The sequence below is a fragment of the Streptomyces mobaraensis genome, assembly GCF_020099395.1.
Taxonomy (GTDB): domain Bacteria; phylum Actinomycetota; class Actinomycetes; order Streptomycetales; family Streptomycetaceae; genus Streptomyces.
Genome location: NZ_CP083590.1, coordinates 4,132,261 through 4,154,283, shown reverse-complemented (window position 1 = coordinate 4,154,283; position 22,023 = coordinate 4,132,261). Strand labels below are relative to the sequence as shown.

Below are 22,023 nucleotides of genomic sequence, written 5' to 3'. Positions count from 1 at the left end.
CACCCGTCACCCGGGGTGGCCGGTTCGCGTCGTCCGTCTCGTGCGGCCGGTTCCCATCGGTCCCGGAGACCGCTCAGGGCAACCGCTCAGGACAACCCCTGCGTACGACCACGACCGCCCCGGCCCGTCAGCCCGCGCGGTGCACGACCGCGTCGCAGAGCTCCTCCAGCGCGGCCCTGGCCGGGCACTCGGGCAGCGGCGCGAGCGTGGCGCGCGCCTCCTCGGCGTACCGGACGGTGTCGCGGCGGGCCTGCTCCAGGGCCGGGTGGACGCGCAGCCGGCGGAGCACCTCGGCGAGCCGGGCGTCGTCGGCGAGGTCGCCGTCGAGCAGGGCGCAGAGCTCCAGGTCGTCCGGGTCGCCGGTGGCCTCGGCGCGGGCGCGCAGGTGCAGGACGGGGAGGGTGGGGATGCCCTCGCGCAGGTCGGTGCCGGGGGTCTTGCCGGACTCGTGGGAGTCGCTGGCGATGTCGAGGACGTCGTCGGCGAGCTGGAAGGCGGCGCCGAGCCGCTCGCCGTAGTGGGTCAGGATCTCCACGACGCGCTCGTCCGCGCCGGACATCATGGCGCCGTAGCGGCCGGAGACGGCGATCAGGGAGCCGGTCTTGCCGCCGATGACGTCGAGGTAGTGCTCGATCGGGTCGCGCCCGTCGAGCGGGCCCGCGGTCTCCAGGATCTGGCCCGTCACCAGGCGTTCGAACGCCTCGGCCTGGATCCGGACGGCCTCGGGGCCGAGGTCGGCGAGGATCCAGGACGCGCGGGAGAAGAGGAAGTCGCCGGTGAGGACGGCCAGGGAGTTGCCCCAGCGGGCGTTGGCGCTGGGCGCCCCGCGGCGCATGTCCGCCTCGTCCATGACGTCGTCGTGGTAGAGGGTGGCGAGGTGGGTGAGCTCGACGACGACGGCCGAGGGCACGACGCCGGGCGCGTACGGGTCGCCGAACTGGGCGGCGAGCATCACCAGCAGCGGCCGGAAGCGCTTGCCGCCCGCCCGGACGAGGTGCTGCGCGGCTTCGGTGATGAAGGGCACACCGCTCTTGGTGGCCTCCAGGAGGCCCTCCTCGACAGCGGCCAACCCGGCCTGGACATCGGCTTCAAGAGCCTGGTCCCGCACGCTCAGCCCGAAGGGCCCGACGACGGTCACGAGGGGTACTCCTGTCTGCCTGCGATCACGGGGATTGTCGATGTGTCGCTGTCTTCACCAAAAGTCAGCGTATCCGGTCGGTTGTGGATCACCGTGGGCGGCTGCCCGAACAGTGGCCCGCCACCGACCCTCCCCGGGGCGATTTGTCCCCTTCTTCGCGGCTTCCCCTCGGCTGCTTCCCGGCCGTTTTCGCGGCCCCTCCCCCGGCCCTCCGGGCCGCCCTCGGCCCATACCGGCGGCCCCCGCCCGTCGAAAAGGGGCCGGACGGGCCGGAATCAGCCCGTCCGGCGGGTGGACGGAGGGGGGCGGGGGCCAGCCGGGAGCGGGCGGGCGCACACCGGCGGCGACCAGAAACGGAATTGTCGACTCCGACTCCGATACCGACGCCGTTTCCGGTTCCGGTGTCGGCGCCGGCGTCGCTTCCCGCGCCGGACCCCACCTCCGTGGAATCGGTGCGACGAGAAGTGCCCCCTGTGGGGGACACGACCCGGCGGTCACGGTCCGTCAGAGCGCCGCCACCGCTCGTGCCAGCCGCGGCGACGCGTATGCCGTCCCGCAGACGAACCGCATCACCGGGCCGTAGCTCGCCGCCGCCGGCAGGCCGGTGAAGAAGAGACCGGGAACGGACGAGTGGTAGCCCGCGCCGAGGCGGGGGCCGCCGGCGCTCGCCGCCAGCCGGGCCCGGACGCTGTCCCCCAGGAAGTCCAGGGCGCCCAGGTCGACCCGGTAGCCCGTGGCAGCGATCACATGGTCGGCGGTGAGCTCGCTCTCCGGCCCGTCGGCGGACTCCGCGAGCGTCAGCACCGGCCGGCCCTCCGCCAGCCGGGCCCGGACGACCCGCTTCCCCTCGGTCACCTGGACCCGGCCCACGAAGCGCTCGCGCAGCCACCAGGCGCCGAGCGGTCCCAGCACCCGGCGGACCAGGTACGCGCGGGTCCGCGGGGGCAGCCGGCGGAAGCCGTCCGCGTGGTACGAGAACGCGTACAGCGACCAGGCCCGTCCGAACGGCGTGTCCGGTTTCAGCGGCGACTGCCCGTCCGGCGCCGCCCCGAACCGGACCGCCCCGCGCCGCCTGGCCACGACCCGTACCGAGGCGGCGCCCGCCTCCGCCAGCAGCACGGCGGTCTCCAGGGCCGACTGCCCGGCGCCGATCACGGCGACGTGCCGGCCCGCGAAGCCGGACAGGTCGCGGTGGTGCGAGCTGTGCGAGAACGGGACGCCCTCGGCCGGCCCGCCGGGCACCGCCGCGGCCAGCTCGCCGGGGACCCGGGCCAGCCCGCTCAGCCCGGTGGCCACCACGACCGCGCGGGCGGCGAACTGCTCGCCGGAGTCCAGCGTGAGCTCGAACCCGGGGCCGCCCTGGCGCCGCTCCACGGACTTCACCCGCACCTGCTCCAGCCCCGGCACCAGCCGCCGCTGGAACCACTGCCCGTACGCGGCGAAGGTCTCGACGGGGATGACGTCCCAGTCCGACTCGTAGCGCCGCTCCCCCACGTCCAGGCAGTAGTCGAGCAGGGTGTGGCCGGGCTGCGGGGCGTCGATGTCCGAGGCCGCGGGGGTGGATTTCAGCAGCATCCCGGCGGGCATCTGCTCCCGCCAGCTCACCATCGGCGAGCCGAAGACGCGCGTCGGAACGCCGCGCGCCTTCAGGTGGGCTGCGGTCGAGAGGCCGTACGGGCCGGCCCCGATGACTGCTACCGGAAGTGTCACGTGTGCCCTCCCAGGGCGTCTCCCGGCCCGCGAGGCGCTCGCGGGGCCGGTCTGCTGCGTCACTTCCGCGCACGCGGTGCGTACGCGGGCGTTGCGGGGCGGGTGTGACCGCTGGGGGTGCGGGAGCCCGGCGGGGCGGGTACGGGCGCCGGGGGCGCGTACGGGCCCCCGTGCGCCCTGGGCTCCTCGGCGCTCCTTCCCCGGGCACCCGAAGGCGCCCGACACCCCGTCGCTTCCCGTCGCCTCCCGTCGACCTCCGCCGTCACTCCGTCCGCTCGGCCACCGCGGCCGGGGCGGCGGGCACCGCCCGGGCGGCGGCCGCGTGGGCCCGGCGCCGGGAGCGCCACAGCTGCCACAGGTGTCTCGTCCCGGGCCGGACGAGCCGGGCGAGCATGGTCAGGAACGGTTTCATGTCGTCCCGCGCCGCCCAGGCGAGCTCCGTCCCGTTGGCGCGGGCGGGAGCGTGCGGGGTGGTGTAGCCGCTGCGCCGGTAGGCGGCGAGGGCGGGCAGGTCGATGTTCTCGACGACGAACCGCCGGCCGGTGAGCTGCTCGCCCTCGGGGACCGGCCGCCCGGTGAGGTCGAGGTGCTGGGCACGGACGACATCTATGCCCGCCTCGCTCTCGAAGAGGCGGAACTGGGCGCCCATCCGGGGGTTGAAGTCCAGCAGCTTGTACCGGCCGTCGCGGCGGTCGAACCGCCAGTCGAGGTCGACGATGCCGCAGAAGCCGATCTGCTTGATGAACTGGGCGGTCATGGCCGCCAGTTCGGGGTTGTCGACGACGTAGGCGTTGGCGGTCATGCCCGCGTGCGGCGGCCAGGAACGCACCTTGACGCCGGTGAACAGGGCACGCGGCACGCTGTCGGCGTCGAAGTAGGCGTGGACGATCCAGTCCTCGGCCTCCTCGCGCGGCAGGTACTCCTGGAGGATCACCCCCGGCTGGGGCCCCCAGTCGCGGGCCAGCTCCAGCAGCCGGCGGGCGTCGGCGATCCGCGTCGTCCCGGCCACGGCCGGCCTGCGGCGGCGTTCGAACGCCTCGCGGTTCTTGGCCACCAGCGGGAAGACGGCGGTGGCGGCGTACTTCTCGATCTCCTCGTAGGTGGCGGGGAACAGTGTCGTCGGGGCCGGCACCCCGTGTTCCACGCACAGCTCGTACAGCCCCTGCTTGCTGGCCAGCCGCCGCGGCAACTCCCGTTCCACCGGCGGGAAGAGGAACGGACCGGCCAGCACGTCCGCGTGCTCGGCGATGAGCACGGCCGCCTCCTCGTCGGTGGGCAGCAGCACGGTGGGACGGCCGATCCGCTCGGCTATCCGGAGCAGGCCCGCCACCAGCTCCCCGGCCCCTTCGGTGCCGGTCGTCGGCCAGACGAATCCGGCGCTCAGATAACGCGAGACGGCCGCCGGGGTCCACCGGTCCTCGGTGATGGCGTACATCGGCACGCCGAGTCTTCCGAGACTGCGGATCGCACCGACGCCGCCGTGGTGCAGGGGATAGTCACCGAACTTCACGATCAACCCGGGCACTGACCCGTCCGCCGATACGGACGCGCTCCTGCTCGCCACCAGCTCCCCCCTCGGCCACCCCGCCCTCAGCGGCCCCCCACTGTGTGTGACCCGACTTAGGACGCTACTTCGGAATCATCGCCTCCAGCAAGGAGTTACCGGACATTGCCCTACCTTTTCCCCGGATTGGAACACCGTTTCCCGAAGCGGGAACACCCCTCGAACAGCTCTTGCCCGTCGGCCGTCAACCCGTAATGTGAGGCTCCCGTGCATCCGACGTGCACTCCGAGTGGAGAAGGCGAGGCCGCGAGACCCATGCCCCAGCACAGCCCCCACGAACTGCCCGAAGGCGACCCCTTCGGCGCGGACGCACTCCCCTATGGCGTCTTCACCACCCCGGGCGCTCCCGAGCACCCGCGGATCGGCGTGCGCTACGGCGCGTACGTCCTCGACGCGGCGACCGCCGCCGCCGAACGCGGGTCGGCGTACGCCGATCTGCTCGACCAGCCCGTGCTCAACCCGCTGATGGCCGCCGGACGCCCGGTCTGGCAGGCGGTACGCGCCGAGATCCGCGGCATGCTCGACGACGGCACCCTGCCCGGCGGGTACGCCCACCCGCTGGACGAGGTCACCCTGCACCTGCCGTTCGAGGTCGCGGACTACGTCGACTTCTACGCGAGCGAGCACCACGCGACCAACGCGGGCCGCATCTTCCGCCCCAACGGCCAGGCGCTGCCCCCGAACTGGAAGCACCTGCCCATCGGTTACCACGGCCGCGCGGGCACGGTCGTCGTCTCCGGCACGGACGTCGTCCGCCCTCAGGGGCAGCGCAAGGCGCCCGACGAGGAACTCCCCTCGTTCGGCCCGTCCCGCCGGCTCGACATCGAGGCCGAGGTCGGCTTCGTCGTCGGCACCCCGGCACCCGCACGGACGCCCGTGCCGCTGGACGCCTTCCGCGACCACGTCTTCGGCGTCTGCCTCGTCAACGACTGGTCCGCGCGCGACATCCAGTCCTGGGAGTACGTGCCCCTCGGCCCCTTCCTCGGCAAGTCCTTCGCCACGTCGGTCTCCGCCTGGATCACCCCCCTGGAAGCCTTCGACGCCGCCCGTGTCGCACCACCGGCCCGCGACTTCCCGCTCCTCCCGTACCTCGACGACTCCTCGGCGGCCGAGCCCGGCGGCATCGACATCCGCCTGGAGGTCCGCATCAACGGCGAGGTCGTCTCCCGGCCGCCCTTCTCCGCCATGTACTGGACGGCGGCCCAGCAGCTCGCCCACATGACCGTGAACGGGGCGTCGCTGCGGACCGGCGACTTCTACGCGTCCGGGACGGTGAGCGGGCCGGAGTCGGATCAGCTCGGCTGCCTCCTCGAAATCACGGCGGGGAAGGGGCCGTTCCTCGCGGACGGGGACGAGGTCGTGATCACGGCTTGGGCGCCGGGGCGCGACGGGGCGCGCATCGGACTGGGGGAGGTCGCGGGGCGCGTACTTCCGGCCGAGGGCCGGTAGAGGGTCCCCAGCCCCGCCCTTTCTCCCCCAGCTACCGCTGGGAGGTGCCCCCAGTTTCTTGCGGGGGCTGCGCCCCCGCACCCCCGAAACCGCGCTCCGCGCGGTTGTCCTCAAACTCCCCCAGAGGGGGTGCCCCCAGACGGGCTGAATCATGCGCCCGGGCGCGATATCCAGCCCGTTGGGGGTCCCCCCCTCTGGGGGAGTTTGAGCACGAGCGGCGGAGCCGCGAAAAGCGGGGTCTGGGGGCGCAGCCCCCAGGAAACGGCGAAGTGGGGGTCCCCCCTCTAAGGAAGGGTCCGGGGCACCCTCACCGAACGAACACCCCCGCATCCCCCGCCAGTTCCAGGAAATACTGCGGCGCCACCCCCAACACCAAGGTCACCACGACCCCCACCCCGATCGCCACCGTCGTCAAAGCGCTCGGCACGGCGACCGTAGGCCCGTCCGCCCGAGGCTCGTTGAAGAACATCAGCACGATCACGCGGATGTAGAAGAACGCGGCGATCGCCGACGACACCACACCCACGATCACCAGCGGAGCGCCCCCGCTCTCGGCCGCCGCCTTGAAGACCGCGAACTTCCCGGCGAAGCCGCTGGTGAGCGGGATGCCGGCGAAGGCGAGCAGGAAGACCGCGAAGACGGCGGCGACGAGCGGCGAACGGCGCCCGAGGCCCGCCCACTTGGACAGTTGCGTCGCCTCACCGCCGGCGTCCCGTACCAGCGTCACGACGGCGAACGCGCCCAGCGTGACGAAGGAGTAGGCGGCCAGGTAGAAGAGGACGGAGGAGACGCCGTCGGGGCTGATGGCGATGACGCCGGCGAGGATGAAGCCGGCGTGGGCGATGGAGGAGTAGGCGAGGAGCCGCTTGACGTCGGTCTGGGTGACGGCGACGATCGCGCCGACCAGCATCGTCAGGATGGCGACGCCCCACATGACCGGTCGCCAGTCCCAGCGCAGGCCGGGCAGGACGACGTAGAGCAGCCGCAGCAGGGCACCGAAGGCGGCGACCTTGGTGGCCGCGGCCATGAAGCCGGTGACGGGCGTGGGGGCGCCCTGGTAGACGTCGGGGGTCCACATGTGGAAGGGCGCGGCGCCGACCTTGAAGAGGAGGCCCATGAGGACCATCGCGCCGCCGATGAGCAGCAGCGCGTCGTTGCCGGTGGAGGAGGCGAGAGCCGGGGAGACGGTGCGGACGGTGCCGTTGACGACGTCGGCGATGCCGGAGTAGGTGACGGTGCCGGCGTAGCCGTAGAGCAGGGCGACGCCGAACAGCAGGATCGCCGAGGAGAAGGCGCCGAGGAGGAAGTACTTGACCGCCGCCTCCTGCGAGAGCAGCCGCTTGCGGCGGGCCAGCGCGCACAGGACGTACAGCGGGAGGGAGAAGACCTCCAGCGCGACGAAGAGGGTCAGCAGGTCGTCGGCGGCGGGGAACACCAGCATGCCGGCGACCGCGAACAGCAGCAGCGGGAAGACCTCGCTGGTCGTCCAGCCGGCCCTGACCGCCTCCTGTTCGGCGTCGCCGCCGGGGACGGCGGCGGCCTGGGCGGCGAAGGAGTCGACGGGGCGGCCGTGCGCGGCGGGGGTCGAGCCGGCGTTCGGCGAAGCCGAGGGCGGCGACCAGGGCGACGAGGAGGATCGTGCCCTGGAGGAAGAGGGCCGGGCCGTCGACGGCGACCGCGCCCATCGCCGCCACGTGCGCCTTGTTGGTGGCGTAGCCCTTGGCGGCGAGCGCGACGACGGCGGCGAACGCGGCGGCGAGCCCGACGACGGTGACGGCCACCTGGGCGAGGTGGCGGGACCGGCGGGGCAGGAACGCCTCCGCGAGGACGGCCACCACGGCGGCGCCGAGGACGATCAGCACCGGGGAGAGCTGGGCGTACTCGATGTGCGGTGCGGGGATCTTCCTGGGGGCGTCGGCGAGGACCGCCGACGCGGACGAGTCCGTCCACAGGCTGTGGACGGCGGCTGCTCGGCTCACTTCGCGCCCTCCGCGGTGCTCACCCGGACATCGGGCCGGGGGTCGGTCTTGTGGACCTGGGACATGGTGTGTTCGACGGCGGGATCGAGGATCCGCGTCACCGGCTTCGGGTAGACGCCCAGGAAAAGGAGCAGGGCGATCAGCGGGGTGACGACCACGAGTTCACGGACCCGGAGGTCGGGCATGCCGCGCACCGGCTCCTTCACCGGCCCGGTCATGGTGCGCTGGTACAGCACCAGGACGTAGAGGGCGGCGAGGACGATGCCGACGGTCGCGACGGCGCCCGCCACCGGGTAGCGGCTGAACGTGCCGACCAGGACGAGGAATTCGGAGACGAACGGCGCGAGCCCCGGTAGCGACAGCGTGGCCAGGCCGCCGATGAGGAAGGTGCCCGCGAGGACCGGCGCGACCTTCTGCACCCCGCCGTAGTCGGCGATGAGCCGGGAGCCGCGGCGGCTGATCAGGAAGCCGGCGACCAGCATCAGCGCGGCCGTGGAGATCCCGTGGTTGACCATGTAGAGCGTGGCGCCGCCCTGGCCCTGGGTGGTCATCGCGAAGACGCCCAGGATGATGAAGCCGAAGTGGGAGAGCGAGGCATACGCGATCAGACGCTTGATGTCCCGCTGGGCGACGGCGAGCAGGGCGCCGTAGAGGATGCTGATCAGCGCCAGCACGATGATCACCGGGGTGGCCCACTTGGACGCCCCGGGGAAGAGCTGGAGGCAGAACCGCAGCATCGCGAAGGTACCGACTTTGTCGACCACGGCGGTGATCAGGACGGCGACGGGCGCGGTGGCCTCGCCCATGGCGCCGGGCAGCCAGGTGTGCAGCGGCCAGAGCGGCGCCTTGACGGCGAAGGCGAAGAAGAAGCCCAGGAACAGGGCGCGTTCGGTGACGGTGGCGAACTCCAGTCTGCCGGCGGCCCGGGCCTGGACGATCTCCTGGAGCGAGAACGTGCCGGTGCCGAGCTGGTCGGCGGTGACCGCGTACAGCCCGACCACCGCGGCCAGCATGACGAGCCCGCCGGCGAGGTTGTACAGCAGGAACTTCACGGCCGCGCGGGAGCGGCGGGCCGCCGCCTCGCCCGCGTCGGCCGGCTCCCCGGTCCGGTCCCCGAAGCCGCCGATGAGGAAGTACATCGGGATGAGCATGGCTTCGAAGAAGACGTAGAAGAGGAAGACGTCGGTGGCCTCGAAGGAGATCACCACCATCGCCTCGACCATGAGGATCAGGGCGAACAGGCCCTGGGTGGGCCGCCAGCGGCGGTCGGCCGCCGCGGCCTCCAGCGGCTCCGCGTCGTGCCAGCCGGCCAGCAGGACGAACGGGACGAGCAGCGCCGTCAGGGCGACGAGGACCACACCGATCCCGTCGACGCCCAGGTCGTAGCGGACACCGAAGTCCGCGATCCAGGCGTGGGATTCGGTGAGCTGGAACGCGTCCCCGTCCGGGTCGAAGCGGACGAGCTGGATCGCGGCCAGGACCAGAGTCCCCAAGGCGAAGAGGAGCGCGAGCCATTTGGCCGCCTCGCGGCGCGCGGCCGGGACCGCGGCGGTGAGGACCGCGCCCACGGCGGGGACCGCGGCCGTCGCGGTAAGCAGGGGAAATGACATGATCAAACCGCCCTCATCAGCAGGGTCGCGGCGATCAGTACCGCCGCGCCGCCGAACATCGAGACCGCGTACGACCGCGCGTAGCCGTTCTGCAGCCTGCGCATCCGGCCGGAGAGCCCGCCGACGGTGACGGCGGTCCCGTTGACGGCGCCGTCCACCACCGTGCGGTCGATCGCCACCAGGCCGCGGGTGAGCTGCTCCCCGCCGCGTACGAGGACGATGTGGTTGAAGTCGTCCTGGAGGAGGTCGCGGCGGGCCGCCCGGGTGAGCAGCGAGCCGCGCGGCGGGGTGACGGGGACGGGCTTGCGGCCGTACTGGAACCAGGCGAGCGCGACGCCGACGACGAGGACGGCCATGGTCGCCCCGGTGACGGTGAGCGCGCTGACCGGGGAGTCGCCCTCCTCGTGCCCGGTGACGGGCTCCAGCCACTTCAGGAAGGTGTCGTTGAGGGTGAACAGGCCGCCCGCGAAGACCGATCCGACGGCGAGCAGGATCATCGGGATCGTCATCGACTTCGGCGACTCGTGCGGGTGCGGGAGCTCCCCGGCGCCGTGCGTCCCGTCGCCGTGCGTCCCGTCGCCGTGCTTCTCGGCGGCGGGCTCCGCGCTGGGCGCGTCCGGCGAGGGGGCCGGGGCCCACCGCTTCTCACCGAAGAACGTCATGATCATCACGCGGGTCATGTAGTACGCGGTGATGGCCGCGCCGAGCAGGGCCGTGCCGCCGAGGATCCAGCCCTCGGTGCCGCCCTTGGCGAAGGCCGCCTCGATGATCTTGTCCTTGGAGAAGAACCCGGAGAGCCCGGGGAACCCGATGATGGCGAGGTAGCCGAGCCCGAAGGTGACGAAGGTGACCGGCATATAGCGCCACAGGCCGCCGTAACGGCGCATGTCCACCTCGTCGTTCATGCCGTGCATGACCGACCCGGCGCCGAGGAAGAGCCCCGCCTTGAAGAAGCCGTGGGTCACCAGGTGCATGATCGCGAAGACGTAGCCGATCGGGCCGAGGCCGGCGGCCAGCACCATGTAGCCGATCTGCGACATCGTCGAACCGGCCAGCGCCTTCTTGATGTCGTCCTTCGCGCAACCGACGATCGCACCGAAGAGGAGGGTGACCGCCCCGACCGTGACCACGGCCAGCTGGGCGTCCGGCGCCCCCTCGAAGATCGCGCCGGAGCGGGTGACCAGGTAGACGCCGGCGGTCACCATGGTGGCCGCGTGGATCAGGGCGGAGACCGGGGTCGGGCCCTCCATGGCGTCCCCGAGCCAGCTCTGCAGCGGCACCTGGGCCGACTTGCCGCAGGCGGCGAGCAGCAGCATCAGGCCGATGGCGGTGAGCTTGCCCTCGCCCGCCCGGTCCGCGTCACCGAGCACCGGGTCGAAGGCGAAGGTGCCGAACGTGGTGAACATCAGCATGATCGCGATGGACAGTCCGACGTCGCCGACGCGGTTGACGAGGAACGCCTTCTTGGCGGCGGTCGCGGCGCTCGGCTTGTGCTGCCAGAAGCCGATCAGCAGGTAGGACGCCAGGCCGACGCCCTCCCATCCGACGTACAGCAGCAGGTAGTTGTCGGCCACGACGAGCAGCAGCATCGCGGCGAGGAAGAGGTTCAGGTAGCCGAAGAAGCGGCGGCGCCGCTCGTCGTGCTCCATGTACCCCACGGAGTAGAGGTGGATCAGCGTGCCCACGCCCGTGATCAGCAGGACGAAGGTCATGGACAGCTGGTCGAGGTGGAAGCCGACGTCGGCGCGGAAGCCGCCGACCGGCACCCACTGGAAGACGGTGACGTCCAGCGCGCGGTCCTCGGCGTCGCGGCCCAGCATGTCGGCGAAGAGCACCGCGCCGAGGGCGAAGGAGACGGCCGCGAGCAGGGTGCCCAGCCAGTGCCCGGCGCGGTCCAGGGCCCTTCCGCCGCAGAGCAGGATCCCCGCCCCCAGCAGGGGCGCGAGGACGAGCAGTCCGATGAGGTTCTCCATTGGCGGCGTCCCCTTACAGCTTCAGCAGACTGGCGTCGTCGACCGAGGCCGAGTGGCGGGCGCGGTAGACCGAGACGATGATCGCGAGCCCGATGACGACCTCGGCCGCGGCGACGACCATCGTGAAGAAGGCGATGATCTGGCCGTCGAGGTTGCCGTGCATCCGGGAGAAGGTGACGAACGCCAGGTTGCAGGCGTTCAGCATCAGCTCGACGCACATGAAGACGACGATCGCGTTCCGCCGGACGAGCACCCCGACGCCCCCGATGGTGAACAGCAGGGCGGACAGGTAGAGATAGCTGACCGGGTTCACTTGACGGCTCCCTTCCGGTCCTCGTCGCCGTCGCGCTCCAGCCACTCGCGCGACCGCTGCTCCAGCGCCGCGAGGTCCGCGAGCGCCTCGCCGGAGACGTCCCGCACCTGGCCGCGGGCGCGCAGCGTGGGGCTGACGCTGAGCTCGGACGGGGTGCCGTCCGGCAGCAGGGCGGGGATGTCGTTGGCGTTGTGCCGGGCGTAGGTGCCGGGGGCGGGCAGCGGCGCGAGGTGGCCGCCCTCGCGCACCCGCTGCCGGGACAGCTCCTTCTGGGTGGCGGCCCGGCGGATGCGCTCGCGGTGGGTGAGCACCATGGCGCCGACCGCGGCGGTGATCAGCAGGGCGCCGGTGATCTCGAAGGCGAAGACGTACTTGGTGAAGACCAGGGCGGCGAGCCCCTCGACGTTCCCGCCGGAGTTGGCCTGGCCGAGCCCGTCGAAGTGGTGCAGCGAGGCGTTGGCGATGCCGGCGATCAGCAGGACGCCGAAGCCCAGTCCGCACAGGGCGGCCAGCCATCGCTGGCCCCGGATGGTCTCGCGGAGCGAGTCGGCGGCGGTGACGCCGACGAGCATGACGACGAAGAGGAACAGCATCATGATCGCGCCGGTGTAGACGACGATCTGCACGATGCCGAGGAAGTAGGCGCCGTTGGCGAGGTAGAACACCGCCAGCACGATCATCGTCCCGGCGAGGGAGAGGGCGCTGTGCACCGCCTTCCTCATCAGCACCGTGGCCAGCGCGCCGCCCGTGGCGACGACCGCGAGGATCCAGAACTGGACGGCCTCGCCGGTGGAGGTCATGGAGTCCGCGGCGAGGTTCACGCCTCCACCCCCTCGGACGCGGGCTTCTCGCCCTTGGTGACGGCCACTTGGCGCTCGGTGCCGGGCGCCGCCTCGGTCACCAGCCCCCGGTAGTAGTCCTGTTCGGTCATACCGGGGAAGATCGCGTGCGGGGAGTCGACCATGCCGTCCTCCAGGCCGGCGAGCAGCTCCTCCTTGGTGTAGATGAGCGATTCCCGGCTCTTGTCGGCGAGTTCGTACTCGTTCGTCATGGTGAGCGCCCGGGTCGGGCACGCCTCGACGCACAGCCCGCACAGGATGCAGCGCAGGTAGTTGATCTGGTAGACGCGCCCGTACCGCTCGCCCGGCGAGTAGCGCTCCTCGTCCGTGTTGTCCGCGCCCTCGACGTAGATGGCGTCGGCCGGGCAGGCCCAGGCGCACAGCTCGCAGCCGATGCACTTCTCCAGGCCGTCCGGATGGCGGTTGAGCTGGTGCCGGCCGTGGAAGCGCGGCGCGGTGGGTTTCTTGTACTCCGGATACTGCTCGGTCAGCCGCTTCTTGAAGACGTCCTTGAACGTCACCCCGAAACCGGCCACGGGGTTCTTGCGGGGACGCGGGGCGTCCTCGCGGGCAGACTCAGGCACCGCCGGCCTCCTTTCCGTCACGAGATCCGGCACGCGACCCCTCACGGGATTCGTCACTCAGAGTATGCACCCCACCACTGACAGCGGCCTCGCTCAGCTCCCGCTCCCGCCGTGACCTGCGGCGCGGCACCGGCGGCAGCGTCTGCCCGGGCAGCGGCGGTACGGGGTAGCCGCCCGCCAGGGGATCGAACTCGCCGTCGCCGTCGGCCGCTTCGCCCTCTTCGCGGGACCGTCCCCGGAAGAGGTCGGCGACGAAGGAGACCAGCAGGATCGCGACGACCGCGCCCGCGACGTAGAGGACGATCGACTGGAAGTCGTAGTCCTCGTTCCGCAGCGCCCGTACCGTCGCCACGAGCATCAGCCAGACCATCGAGACCGGGATGAGGATCTTCCAGCCCAGCTTCATGAACTGGTCGTAGCGCAGCCGTGGCAGGGTCGCGCGCAGCCAGATGAAGAAGAAGAGGAGCAGCTGGAGCTTGATGACGAACCAGAGCATCGGCCACCAGCCGTGGTTCGCGCCCTCCCAGAACGCCGAGACCGGGTACGGCGCCCGCCAGCCGCCGAGGAACAGCGTCACCGCGACCGACGAGACCGTCACCATGTTGACGTACTCGGCGAGCATGAACATCGCGAACTTGATGGACGAGTACTCGGTGTTGAAGCCGCCGACCAGGTCGCCCTCGGACTCCGGCAGGTCGAACGGCGCCCGGTTCGTCTCCCCGACCATCGCGACGATGTAGACGATGAAGGAGACCGGCAGCAGCAGCACGTACCAGCGGTTGTGCTGCGCGTCCACGATCGCCGAGGTGGACATCGAGCCGGAGTAGAGGAAGACCGCGGCGAACGACAGGCCCATGGCGATCTCGTAGGAGATCATCTGGGCGCAGGAGCGGAGGCCGCCGAGCAGCGGGTAGGTGGAGCCGGAGGACCACCCGCCGAGCACGATCCCGTAGATGCCGACGGAGGCCGTGGCCAGGATGTAGAGGACGCCGATGGGCAGGTCGGTGAGCTGCATCGTGGTCCGGGTGCCGAAGATCGACACCTCGTCGCCGGCCGGTCCGAACGGGATCACCGCGATCGCCATGAAGGCCGGCACGGCCGCGACGATCGGCGCCAGGATGTACACCGCCTTGTCGGCGCGCTTGACGACAATGTCTTCCTTCAGCATCAGCTTCACACCGTCGGCCAGGGATTGCAGCATCCCCCAGGGGCCGTGCCGGTTGGGGCCGATGCGGAGCTGCATCCACCCGATCAGCTTGCGTTCCATGACGATCGAGATCAGCACCGTCACCATCACGAACGCGAAGCAGAAGACGGCCTTGACGACCACGAGCCACCAGGGGTCGTGGCCGAACACCGACAGGTTCTCGACGGCCAGTCCGCCCAGGGAGCCGGGCTCCCCCGGCCGGACCGCGTCCACGGCGGGGATCACGACAGCACCTCCGGTCCCTCGACGTCCCCGCCGGGTGCGATGCGCACGGCCTCCCCGGGGCGCGCCCCGATGTCGGAGGCGACGCCGCCGCCGGCGGAGTTCAGCGGGAGCCAGACCACCCGGTCCGGCATGGGCGTGATCAGCAGCGGCAGCCGGACGGTGCCGGACGGTCCGGTGACGGCCAGCGGCTCGCCGTCCGCGACGCCCGTCTCGGCCGCGGTGGCCGGGGAGAGCCGGGCGACGGCCGGGTGCCGGGTGGCGGCCAGGGCGTCGTCGCCGTCCTGGAGCCGGCCCTGGTCGAGCAGCAGCCGGTGGCCGGCGAGGACTGCCTCGCCCGGTCCTGCGGCGGGCGCCGGACGGGCGGGCTCGGCGGGGTCGGCGGCGCGGGCGCCGGTCCAGCGGCCCAGCCGGGCCATTTCGGCGCGCGCCGCCCGGACGTCGGGCAGCCGCAGCGGTACGGGCCCGTGTGGACCGGCGGCCTCCGCGGCCATCGCGTCGGCGAGCATGTGCAGGACGCGCAGGTCCGGCACGACGTGCCGGCGGACCATCTGGTCGGGCTTGAGCGCGGCCTCGAACGGCCGGGCCCGCCCCTCCCAGTCGACGAAGGTGCCGGACCGCTCGACGACGGCCGAGACGGGGAAGACCACGTCCGCCCGGTCCGTCACCTCGCTCGGCCGCTGCTCCAGCGAGACCAGGAAGCCGACCGCGTCCAGCGCCTCCCGCGCCCGCGCCGGGTCCGGCAGGTCGGCGGGCTCCACCCCGGCGACGAGCAGAGCGCCCAACTCGCCGGTGGCGGCGGCCTCGACGATCTGCCCGGTGTCCCGGCCCGTCGCGCGCGGCAGCTCGGGAAGGCCCCAGACGGCGGCCGTCTCCTCCCGGGCGCGCGGGTCGGTGGCGAGCCGGCCGCCGGGCAGCAGCCCGGGCAGGGCGCCCGCCTCGACCGCGCCGCGCTCCCCGGCCCGGCGCGGGATCCACACCAGTGCCGCGCCGGTCGCGGCGGCCGTCGCCACGGCGGCGGTGAGCAGGCCCGGCACCCCGGCCGCCCGCTCCCCGACGACGATCACGGCGCCCTCCGCGCGCAGCGCCTCGGCCGCCGCACGGGCATCCTGGGCGGTGCCGTCGGCCAGCGCGCGCAGCCACTCCGGCTCCGTGCCGGGGGCGGCGGGCAGCAGCGTGCCGCCCGCCTTCTCCAGCCCGCGCGTGGCGAACGGCGCGACGGAGAAGACGCGTTGGCCGTGTTTGCGCCACGCCTTGCGCAGCCGCAGGAAGACGCTCGGCGCCTCCTCCTCTGCCTCGAAACCGACGAGCAGCACGGCCGGCGCGCGCTCCAGCGAGCGGTACGTGACCCCCTCGCCGTCGAGGTCCCGGCCGCGTCCGGCGACCCGGGCGGCCAGGAAGTCGGCCTCCTCGCCGCTGTGCACGCGGGCGCGGAAGTCGACGTCGTGCGTGCCGAGGGCGACGCGCGCGAACTTGGCGTACGCGTAGGCGTCCTCCAGCGTCAGCCGGCCGCCGGTCAGCACCCCGGCCCGGCCGTGCGCGGCGGTCAGTCCGCGGGCCGCCGCCTCCAGCGCCTCGGGCCAGCTCGCCGGCTCCAGGACGCCCTCGGCGTTGCGGACGAGTGGCGTCTCCAGCCGCTCGGGCCGCTGCGCGTAGCGGAACGCGAACCGCCCCTTGTCGCACAGCCACTCCTCGTTGACCTCGGGGTCCTCCTGCGCGAGCCGGCGCATCACCTTGCCGCGCCGGTGGTCGGTACGGGTCGCGCAGCCGCCCGCGCAGTGCTCGCAGACCGTCGGCGACGAGACGAGGTCGAACGGCCGGGCGCGGAACCGGTACGCCACCGAGGTCAGCGCGCCCACCGGGCAGATCTGGATGGTGTTGCCCGAGTGGTAGGAGAGGAAGGGGTCGCCCTCGCCGGTGCCGACCTGCTCCAGCGCGCCGCGCTCCAGCAGCTCGATCATCGGGTCGCCGGCGATCTCGTTGGAGAACCGGGTGCAGCGGGCGCAGAGCACGCACCGCTCGCGGTCCAGCAGGATCTGCGGCGAGACGGGCACCGGCTTCTCGTAGGTGCGCTTGCGGCCCTCGAACCGGGTGTCGGCCTGCCCGGCGGTCATCGCCTGGTTCTGCAGCGGGCACTCGCCGCCCTTGTCGCAGACCGGGCAGTCCAGCGGGTGGTTGATGAGCAGCAGCTCCATCACCCCGCGCTGCGCCTTCCCGGCGACCGGGGAGGTGAGCTGGGTCCTCACCACCATCCCGTCGGTGCAGGTGATGGTGCAGGACGCCATGGGCTTGCGCTGGCCCTCGACCTCCACGATGCACTGCCGGCAGGCGCCCACCGGGTCGAGCAGCGGGTGGTCGCAGAACCGGGGGATCTCGATGCCCACCAGCTCGGCGGCCCGGATGACGAGGGTGCCCTTGGGGACGGAGACCGGGACGCCGTCGATGGTGACGGACACCAGGTCGTCGGGGGGTACGGCCGCGTTCCCCCCGCCGGAGGGCGCGGACGTGGTGACGGTCATACGTGCACCTCCGGGTGCGACTGGTCGGCCCACACCGTGGACTTCGCCGGGTCGAAGGGGCAGCCACGGCCCTTGACGTGCTGTTCGTACTCGGCCCGGAAGTACTTCAGCGAGGAGAAGATCGGGCTCGCCGCGCCGTCGCCGAGGGCGCAGAACGACTTGCCGTTGATGTTGTCGGCGATGTCCTCGATCTTGTCGAGGTCGGTGAGCCGGCCGCGGCCCGCCTCGATGTCGCGCAGCAACTGGACGAGCCAGTACGTCCCTTCGCGGCAGGGCGTGCACTTGCCGCAGGACTCGTGCGCGTAGAACTCGGTCCACCGGGTGACCGCCCGGACGACGCAGGTCGTCTCGTCGAAGCACTGGAGGGCCTTGGTGCCCAGCATCGAGCCGGCGGCGCCCACCGCCTCGTAGTCCAGCGGCACGTCCAGGTGCTCGTCGGTGAGCAGCGGAGTCGAAGAACCGCCGGGCGTCCAGAACTTGAGCCGGTGACCCGGGCGCATCCCGCCGCTCATGTCGAGCAGCTGGCGCAGCGTGATGCCGAGCGGCGCCTCGTACTGGCCGGGACGGACGACGTGGCCGCTCAGCGAGTACAGCGTGAAGCCCGGGGACTTCTCGCTGCCCATCGAACGGAACCATTCCTTGCCCCGGTTGAGGATCGAGGGAACCGACGCGATGGATTCGACGTTGTTCACCACAGTGGGGCAGGCGTAGAGGCCCGCCACCGCGGGGAAGGGGGGTCGGAGCCGGGGCTGGCCGCGGCGGCCTTCGAGCGAGTCGAGGAGGGCCGTCTCCTCGCCGCAGATGTAGGCGCCCGCGCCCGCGTGCACGGTGATGTCCAGGTCGGTGCCGCTGCCGAGGATGTTCCGGCCGAGGTAGCCGGCGGCGTACGCCTCGCGGACGGCCTCGTGCAGCCGGCGGAGGACGGGGACGGTCTCGCCGCGGAGGTAGATGAACGCCCGGGTGGAGCGGATCGCGTAGCAGGCGATGATCATTCCCTCGACGAGGGAGTGCGGGTTGGCGAAGAGGAGGGGGATGTCCTTGCAGGTGCCCGGCTCGGACTCGTCCGCGTTGACGACGAGGTAGTGCGGCTTGCCGTCGTTCTGCGGGATGAACTGCCACTTCATCCCGGTGGGGAAGCCCGCGCCGCCGCGGCCGCGGAGGCCGGAGTCCTTCACATAGGCGATCACGTCGTCCGGTGACATCGCCAGGGCCTTGCGCAGCCCCTGGTAGCCGTCGTGCCGGAGGTAGGTCTCCAGCGTCCAGGAGCGGGGGTCGTCCCAGAAGGCGCTGAGCACGGGTGCGAGCAGCTTCTCGGGTCCGTCTCCTCCGCCGGCCTCCGGCCGCGGGGTCCCGCCGTAGTCGGTGGACACGGTCATTCCTCCCCCTCCTCGGTGGTCCCGGAGACCGGTCCTGTCCCGGTGGCCGGCCCGCTCCCGGTGGCCGGCCCGCTGCCCGTGACCGGTCCGCTGGGATGGGCGGGGTCCGAGGCGGACGTGGGCCGGGGCGCGTCGTGGGAGCTCGGGTGCTCCGGGGGGCGCTCGCCCAACGGCGGTGCGCCGCGCGGTGGTCCGACGCGCGCCGGGCCGGTCTCGCCCCTGGCCAGCCGCAGCCCGGCCAGCGAGGCGTGCCCGGCACCGCCGCCCGCCTCCACCGCGCCCGGCCGCTCGTCCGGGAAGCCGGCCAGGATGCGGGAGGTCTCGCGGTACGTGCAGAGGGGCGCCCCGCGCGTGGGCTCGACCGTGCGCCCGGCGCGCAGGTCGTCCACCAGGCGCTTGGCGCTCTCGACGGTCTGGTTGTCGAAGAACTCCCAGTTGACCATCAGCACGGGCGCGAAGTCGCAGGCCGCGTTGCACTCGATGTGCTCCAGGGTGACCTTGCCGTCGCCGGTGGTCTCCCCGTTCTCCACGCCCAGGTGCGTCTTGAGCGCGTCGAAGATGGCGTCGCCACCGAGCACCGCGCAGAGCGTGTTGGTGCACACCCCCACCTGGTAGTCGCCGCTCGGCTTGCGGCGGTACATGGTGTAGAACGTCGCGACCGCCGTCACCTCGGCCGTCGTCAGGCCGAGTTGCTCGGCGCAGAAGCGGACGCCGGTGCGGGTGACGTACCCCTCCTCGGCCTGCACCAGGTGCAGCAGCGGCAGCAGCGCGCTGCGGCTGTCGGGATACCGGCCGATCACCTCCCGCGCGTCGGCCTCCAGCCGGGCGCGCACCTCGGCGGGGTAGTCGGGGGCGGGGAGCTGGGGCATCCCCAGGTCTGTTCCTGTGCTCACCGGTCGACGCCTCCCATCACAGGATCGATGGACGCCACCGCGACGATGACGTCGGCGACCTGGCCGCCCTCGCACATCGCCGCCATGGACTGGAGGTTGTGGAAGGAGGGGTCGCGGAAGTGGACCCGGTACGGGCGGGTGCCGCCGTCGCTGACGACATGGGCGCCCAGCTCGCCGCGCGGCGACTCCAGGGCCGCGTACGCCTGTCCCGGTGGCACCCGGAACCCCTCCGTCACCAGCTTGAAGTGGTGGATCAGGGCCTCCATCGAGGTGCCCATGATCTTCTTGATGTGGTCGAGGGAGTTGCCGAGCCCGTCCGGCCCCAGGGCCAGCTGCGCGGGCCAGGCGATCTTCTTGTCCGCGACCATGACCGGTCCCGGCTCCAGCCGGTCCAGGCACTGCTCGATGATCCGCAGCGACTCCCGCATCTCCTCCAGCCGGAGGAGGAGGCGCCCGTACGCGTCGCAGGTGTCCACCGTCGGCACCTCGAAGTCGTACGTCTCGTAGCCGCAGTACGGGTCGGACTTGCGCAGGTCGTGCGGGAGGCCGGCGGCGCGCAGCACCGGGCCGGTGACGCCGAGGGCCATGCAGCCGGTGAGGTCGAGGTAACCGACGTTCTGCAGGCGGGCCTTGTAGGCGGGGCTGCCGACCACGAGCTTGTCGTACTCGGTCAGGTTCTTGCGCATCTTCTTCACGAACTCGCGCACCTGGTCCACCGCGCCGGGCGGCAGGTCCTGGGCGAGGCCGCCGGGGCGGACGTACGCGTGGTTCATCCGCAGGCCGGTGATCAGCTCGAAGATGTCGAGGATCATCTCGCGGTCCCGGAAGCCGAAGATGGCGACCGTGGTGGCGCCGAGCTCCATGCCGCCGGTGGCGATGAACACCAGGTGCGAGGAGATGCGGTTGAGCTCCATGAGCAGCACGCGCAGCGTCGTGGCCCGCTCGGGGATCTGGTCCTCGATGCCGAGCAGCCGCTCCACGCCCAGGCAGTACACCGTCTCGTTGAAGAGCGGCATGAGGTAGTCCATGCGCGTGACGAAGGTGGTGGCCTGCGTCCAGTTGCGGAATTCGAGGTTCTTCTCGATGCCGGTGTGCAGATAGCCGATGCCCGCGCGGGCCTCGGTGACGGTCTCGCCGTCGATCTCCAGGATCAGGCGGAGCACACCGTGGGTGGAGGGATGCTGAGGGCCCATGTTGACGACGATGTGCTCGTCGTCGGTCTTCCGGGCCGCGGTGACGACCTCGTCCCAGTCCCCGCCGGTGACGGTGTAGACGGGTCCCTCGGTGGTCTCGCGCGGGCCCGGGGTGCTCCGGGGGGCCGCCTGGCCGTTCGCGGAACCGTGCGGGCTCGTGGGGGATTCGCTGGTGGACATCAGCTGTACGACCTCCGCTGGTCCGGAGACGGGATCTGAGCGCCCTTGTACTCGACGGGGATGCCGCCGAGCGGGTAGTCCTTGCGCTGCGGGAAGCCCTGCCAGTCGTCCGGCATCATGATCCGGGTGAGCGCCGGGTGGCCGTCGAAGACCAGGCCGAAGAAGTCGTAGACCTCGCGCTCGTGCCAGTTGTTGGCCGGGTAGACGTCGACGACGGACGGCACGTGCGGATCGGCGTCGGGGGCGGTGACCTCCAGCCGGATCAGCCGCGCGTGCGTCACCGAGCGCAGGTGGTAGACGGCGTGCAGCTCGCGGCCCTTGTCCCCCGGGTAGTGGACGCCGCTGACGCCGACGCAGAGTTCGAAGCGGAGCGCCGGATCGTCCCGGAGCGTCCGGGCGACGCGCGGCAGGTGCTCGCGCGCGATGTGGAAGGTGATCTGGCCGCGGTCGACGACGGTCTTCTCGATGGCGTTCGACGGGACGACACCCTGCTCCTCCAGCGCGCCCTCCAGCTCGTCGGCCACCTCGTCGAACCAGCCCCCGTAGGGCCGGGCGGTCTCACCGGGCAGCCGGACGGTCCGGACCAGACGGCCGTAGCCGGTGGTGTCGCCGCCGTTGTTCGCGCCGAACATGCCCCGGCGGACGCCGATGACCTCGCCGGTCTCACCGCGCTGGACGGGGACCCGGTCGTCCGGACGGTCCCGCTCGTCCTGCTCGCTCACGGCAGCAGCCCCTTCATCTCGATGAGGGGCAGGGACTTCAGCGCCGCCCGCTCGGCCTCGCGGTCGGCCTCGGCCCGGTGCGGGCCGAGCTTCTCGCCCTGGATCTTCTTGTGGAGCTTGAGGATCGAGTCCATGAGCATCTCGGGGCGCGGCGGACAGCCGGGCAGGTAGATGTCGACGGGGACGATGTGGTCGACGCCCTGGACGATCGCGTAGTTGTTGAACATGCCGCCGCTGGAGGCGCAGACGCCCATGGCGATGACCCACTTGGGGTTGGGCATCTGGTCGTAGACCTGGCGCAGCACCGGCGCCATCTTCTGGCTGACCCGGCCGGCGACGATCATCAGATCGGCCTGGCGGGGGGAGCCGCGGAAGACCTCCATGCCGAAGCGGGCCAGGTCGTAGCGGCCGGCGCCGGTGGTCATCATCTCGATGGCGCAGCAGGCGAGGCCGAAGGTGGCGGGGAAGACCGACGCCTTGCGGACCCAGCCGGCGGCCTGTTCGACGGTGGTCAGCAGAAAGCCGCTGGGCAGCTTCTCCTCAAGACCCATG

The 22,023-nt window shown here is 72.0% G+C and carries 16 protein-coding genes and 1 pseudogene; 1 reads left to right on the top strand and 16 read right to left on the bottom strand.

The genetic code is table 11. The features are described from left to right. Positions 1-127: 127 nt before the first annotated feature. The 3 genes from K7I03_RS18110 to K7I03_RS18100 all read right to left on the bottom strand — a co-directional run bounded on the left by K7I03_RS18110 (position 128) and on the right by K7I03_RS18100 (position 4,373). A complete protein-coding gene (locus tag K7I03_RS18110; RefSeq protein WP_185943892.1) occupies positions 128-1,138 on the bottom strand; it encodes a polyprenyl synthetase family protein in 1,011 nt (336 codons plus the stop codon). Between the two features lie 504 nt (positions 1,139-1,642). Continuing rightward, positions 1,643-2,848, bottom strand: a complete 1,206-nt coding sequence (locus K7I03_RS18105) for an FAD-dependent oxidoreductase (protein ID WP_185943891.1) — start codon at positions 2,846-2,848, stop codon at positions 1,643-1,645. 262 nt (positions 2,849-3,110) lie between these two features. Then, on the bottom strand, positions 3,111-4,373 hold the full coding sequence (locus tag K7I03_RS18100) for a carboxylate--amine ligase (protein WP_224347106.1): 1,263 nt from the start codon (positions 4,371-4,373) through the stop codon (positions 3,111-3,113). A 294-nt stretch (positions 4,374-4,667) separates the two neighbouring features. Here K7I03_RS18100 and fahA point away from each other — a divergent pair, with 294 nt between their 5' ends. Then, a complete protein-coding gene (gene fahA / locus K7I03_RS18095; protein ID WP_185943889.1) occupies positions 4,668-5,861 on the top strand; it encodes a fumarylacetoacetase in 1,194 nt (397 codons plus the stop codon). Between the two features lie 307 nt (positions 5,862-6,168). Here the strand turns inward: fahA and nuoN are convergent. From nuoN to K7I03_RS18030, 13 genes and pseudogenes are all read right to left on the bottom strand, one after another. Then, a pseudogene (nuoN, locus tag K7I03_RS18090) lies at positions 6,169-7,840 on the bottom strand (NADH-quinone oxidoreductase subunit NuoN). Next, positions 7,837-9,450, bottom strand: a complete 1,614-nt coding sequence (locus K7I03_RS18085) for an NADH-quinone oxidoreductase subunit M (RefSeq protein WP_185943887.1) — start codon at positions 9,448-9,450, stop codon at positions 7,837-7,839. Before K7I03_RS18085 ends, nuoN begins: the two are co-directional and overlap by 4 nt. A 2-nt stretch (positions 9,451-9,452) precedes the next feature. After that, entirely contained in the window at positions 9,453-11,423 is a 1,971-nt protein-coding gene (gene nuoL / locus K7I03_RS18080; protein WP_185943886.1) for an NADH-quinone oxidoreductase subunit L, read from the bottom strand. A gap of 13 nt (positions 11,424-11,436) precedes the next feature. Beyond that, positions 11,437-11,736, bottom strand: coding sequence for an NADH-quinone oxidoreductase subunit NuoK (nuoK, locus tag K7I03_RS18075; RefSeq protein ID WP_004941739.1), 300 nt, complete (start codon positions 11,734-11,736; stop codon positions 11,437-11,439). Then, entirely contained in the window at positions 11,733-12,557 is an 825-nt protein-coding gene (locus tag K7I03_RS18070) for an NADH-quinone oxidoreductase subunit J (protein WP_185943885.1), read from the bottom strand. Before K7I03_RS18070 ends, nuoK begins: the two co-directional genes overlap by 4 nt. Further along, positions 12,554-13,159 carry an NADH-quinone oxidoreductase subunit NuoI gene (nuoI, locus tag K7I03_RS18065; protein ID WP_185943884.1) on the bottom strand — a complete coding sequence of 202 codons (606 nt, stop codon included), beginning with the start codon at positions 13,157-13,159 and terminating at the stop codon, positions 12,554-12,556. The genes K7I03_RS18070 and nuoI overlap by 4 nt, the downstream gene beginning before the upstream one ends. Beyond that, positions 13,152-14,591, bottom strand: a complete 1,440-nt coding sequence (gene nuoH / locus K7I03_RS18060; RefSeq protein WP_185943883.1) for an NADH-quinone oxidoreductase subunit NuoH — start codon at positions 14,589-14,591, stop codon at positions 13,152-13,154. Before nuoH ends, nuoI begins: the two co-directional genes overlap by 8 nt. After that, entirely contained in the window at positions 14,588-17,107 is a 2,520-nt protein-coding gene (locus K7I03_RS18055) for an NADH-quinone oxidoreductase subunit G (RefSeq protein ID WP_185943882.1), read from the bottom strand. Before K7I03_RS18055 ends, nuoH begins: the two co-directional genes overlap by 4 nt. Next, on the bottom strand, positions 17,104-18,483 hold the full coding sequence (nuoF, locus tag K7I03_RS18050; RefSeq protein ID WP_185943881.1) for an NADH-quinone oxidoreductase subunit NuoF: 1,380 nt from the start codon (positions 18,481-18,483) through the stop codon (positions 17,104-17,106). The genes K7I03_RS18055 and nuoF overlap by 4 nt, the downstream gene beginning before the upstream one ends. Continuing rightward, positions 18,480-19,352, bottom strand: coding sequence for an NADH-quinone oxidoreductase subunit NuoE (gene nuoE / locus K7I03_RS18045; protein WP_224347444.1), 873 nt, complete (start codon positions 19,350-19,352; stop codon positions 18,480-18,482). Before nuoE ends, nuoF begins: the two co-directional genes overlap by 4 nt. Before the next feature lie 20 nt (positions 19,353-19,372). Further along, positions 19,373-20,749: an NADH-quinone oxidoreductase subunit D gene (locus K7I03_RS18040; protein ID WP_185943880.1), complete on the bottom strand. Its 1,377-nt coding sequence runs from the start codon at positions 20,747-20,749 to the stop codon at positions 19,373-19,375. Beyond that, positions 20,749-21,471 (bottom strand): NADH-quinone oxidoreductase subunit C, encoded by a 723-nt coding sequence (locus K7I03_RS18035; RefSeq protein ID WP_185943879.1) that lies wholly within the window; start codon positions 21,469-21,471, stop codon positions 20,749-20,751. Before K7I03_RS18035 ends, K7I03_RS18040 begins: the two co-directional genes overlap by 1 nt. Next, positions 21,468-22,022 (bottom strand): NuoB/complex I 20 kDa subunit family protein, encoded by a 555-nt coding sequence (locus tag K7I03_RS18030; RefSeq protein ID WP_185943878.1) that lies wholly within the window; start codon positions 22,020-22,022, stop codon positions 21,468-21,470. Before K7I03_RS18030 ends, K7I03_RS18035 begins: the two co-directional genes overlap by 4 nt. Position 22,023 lies beyond the last annotated feature (1 nt).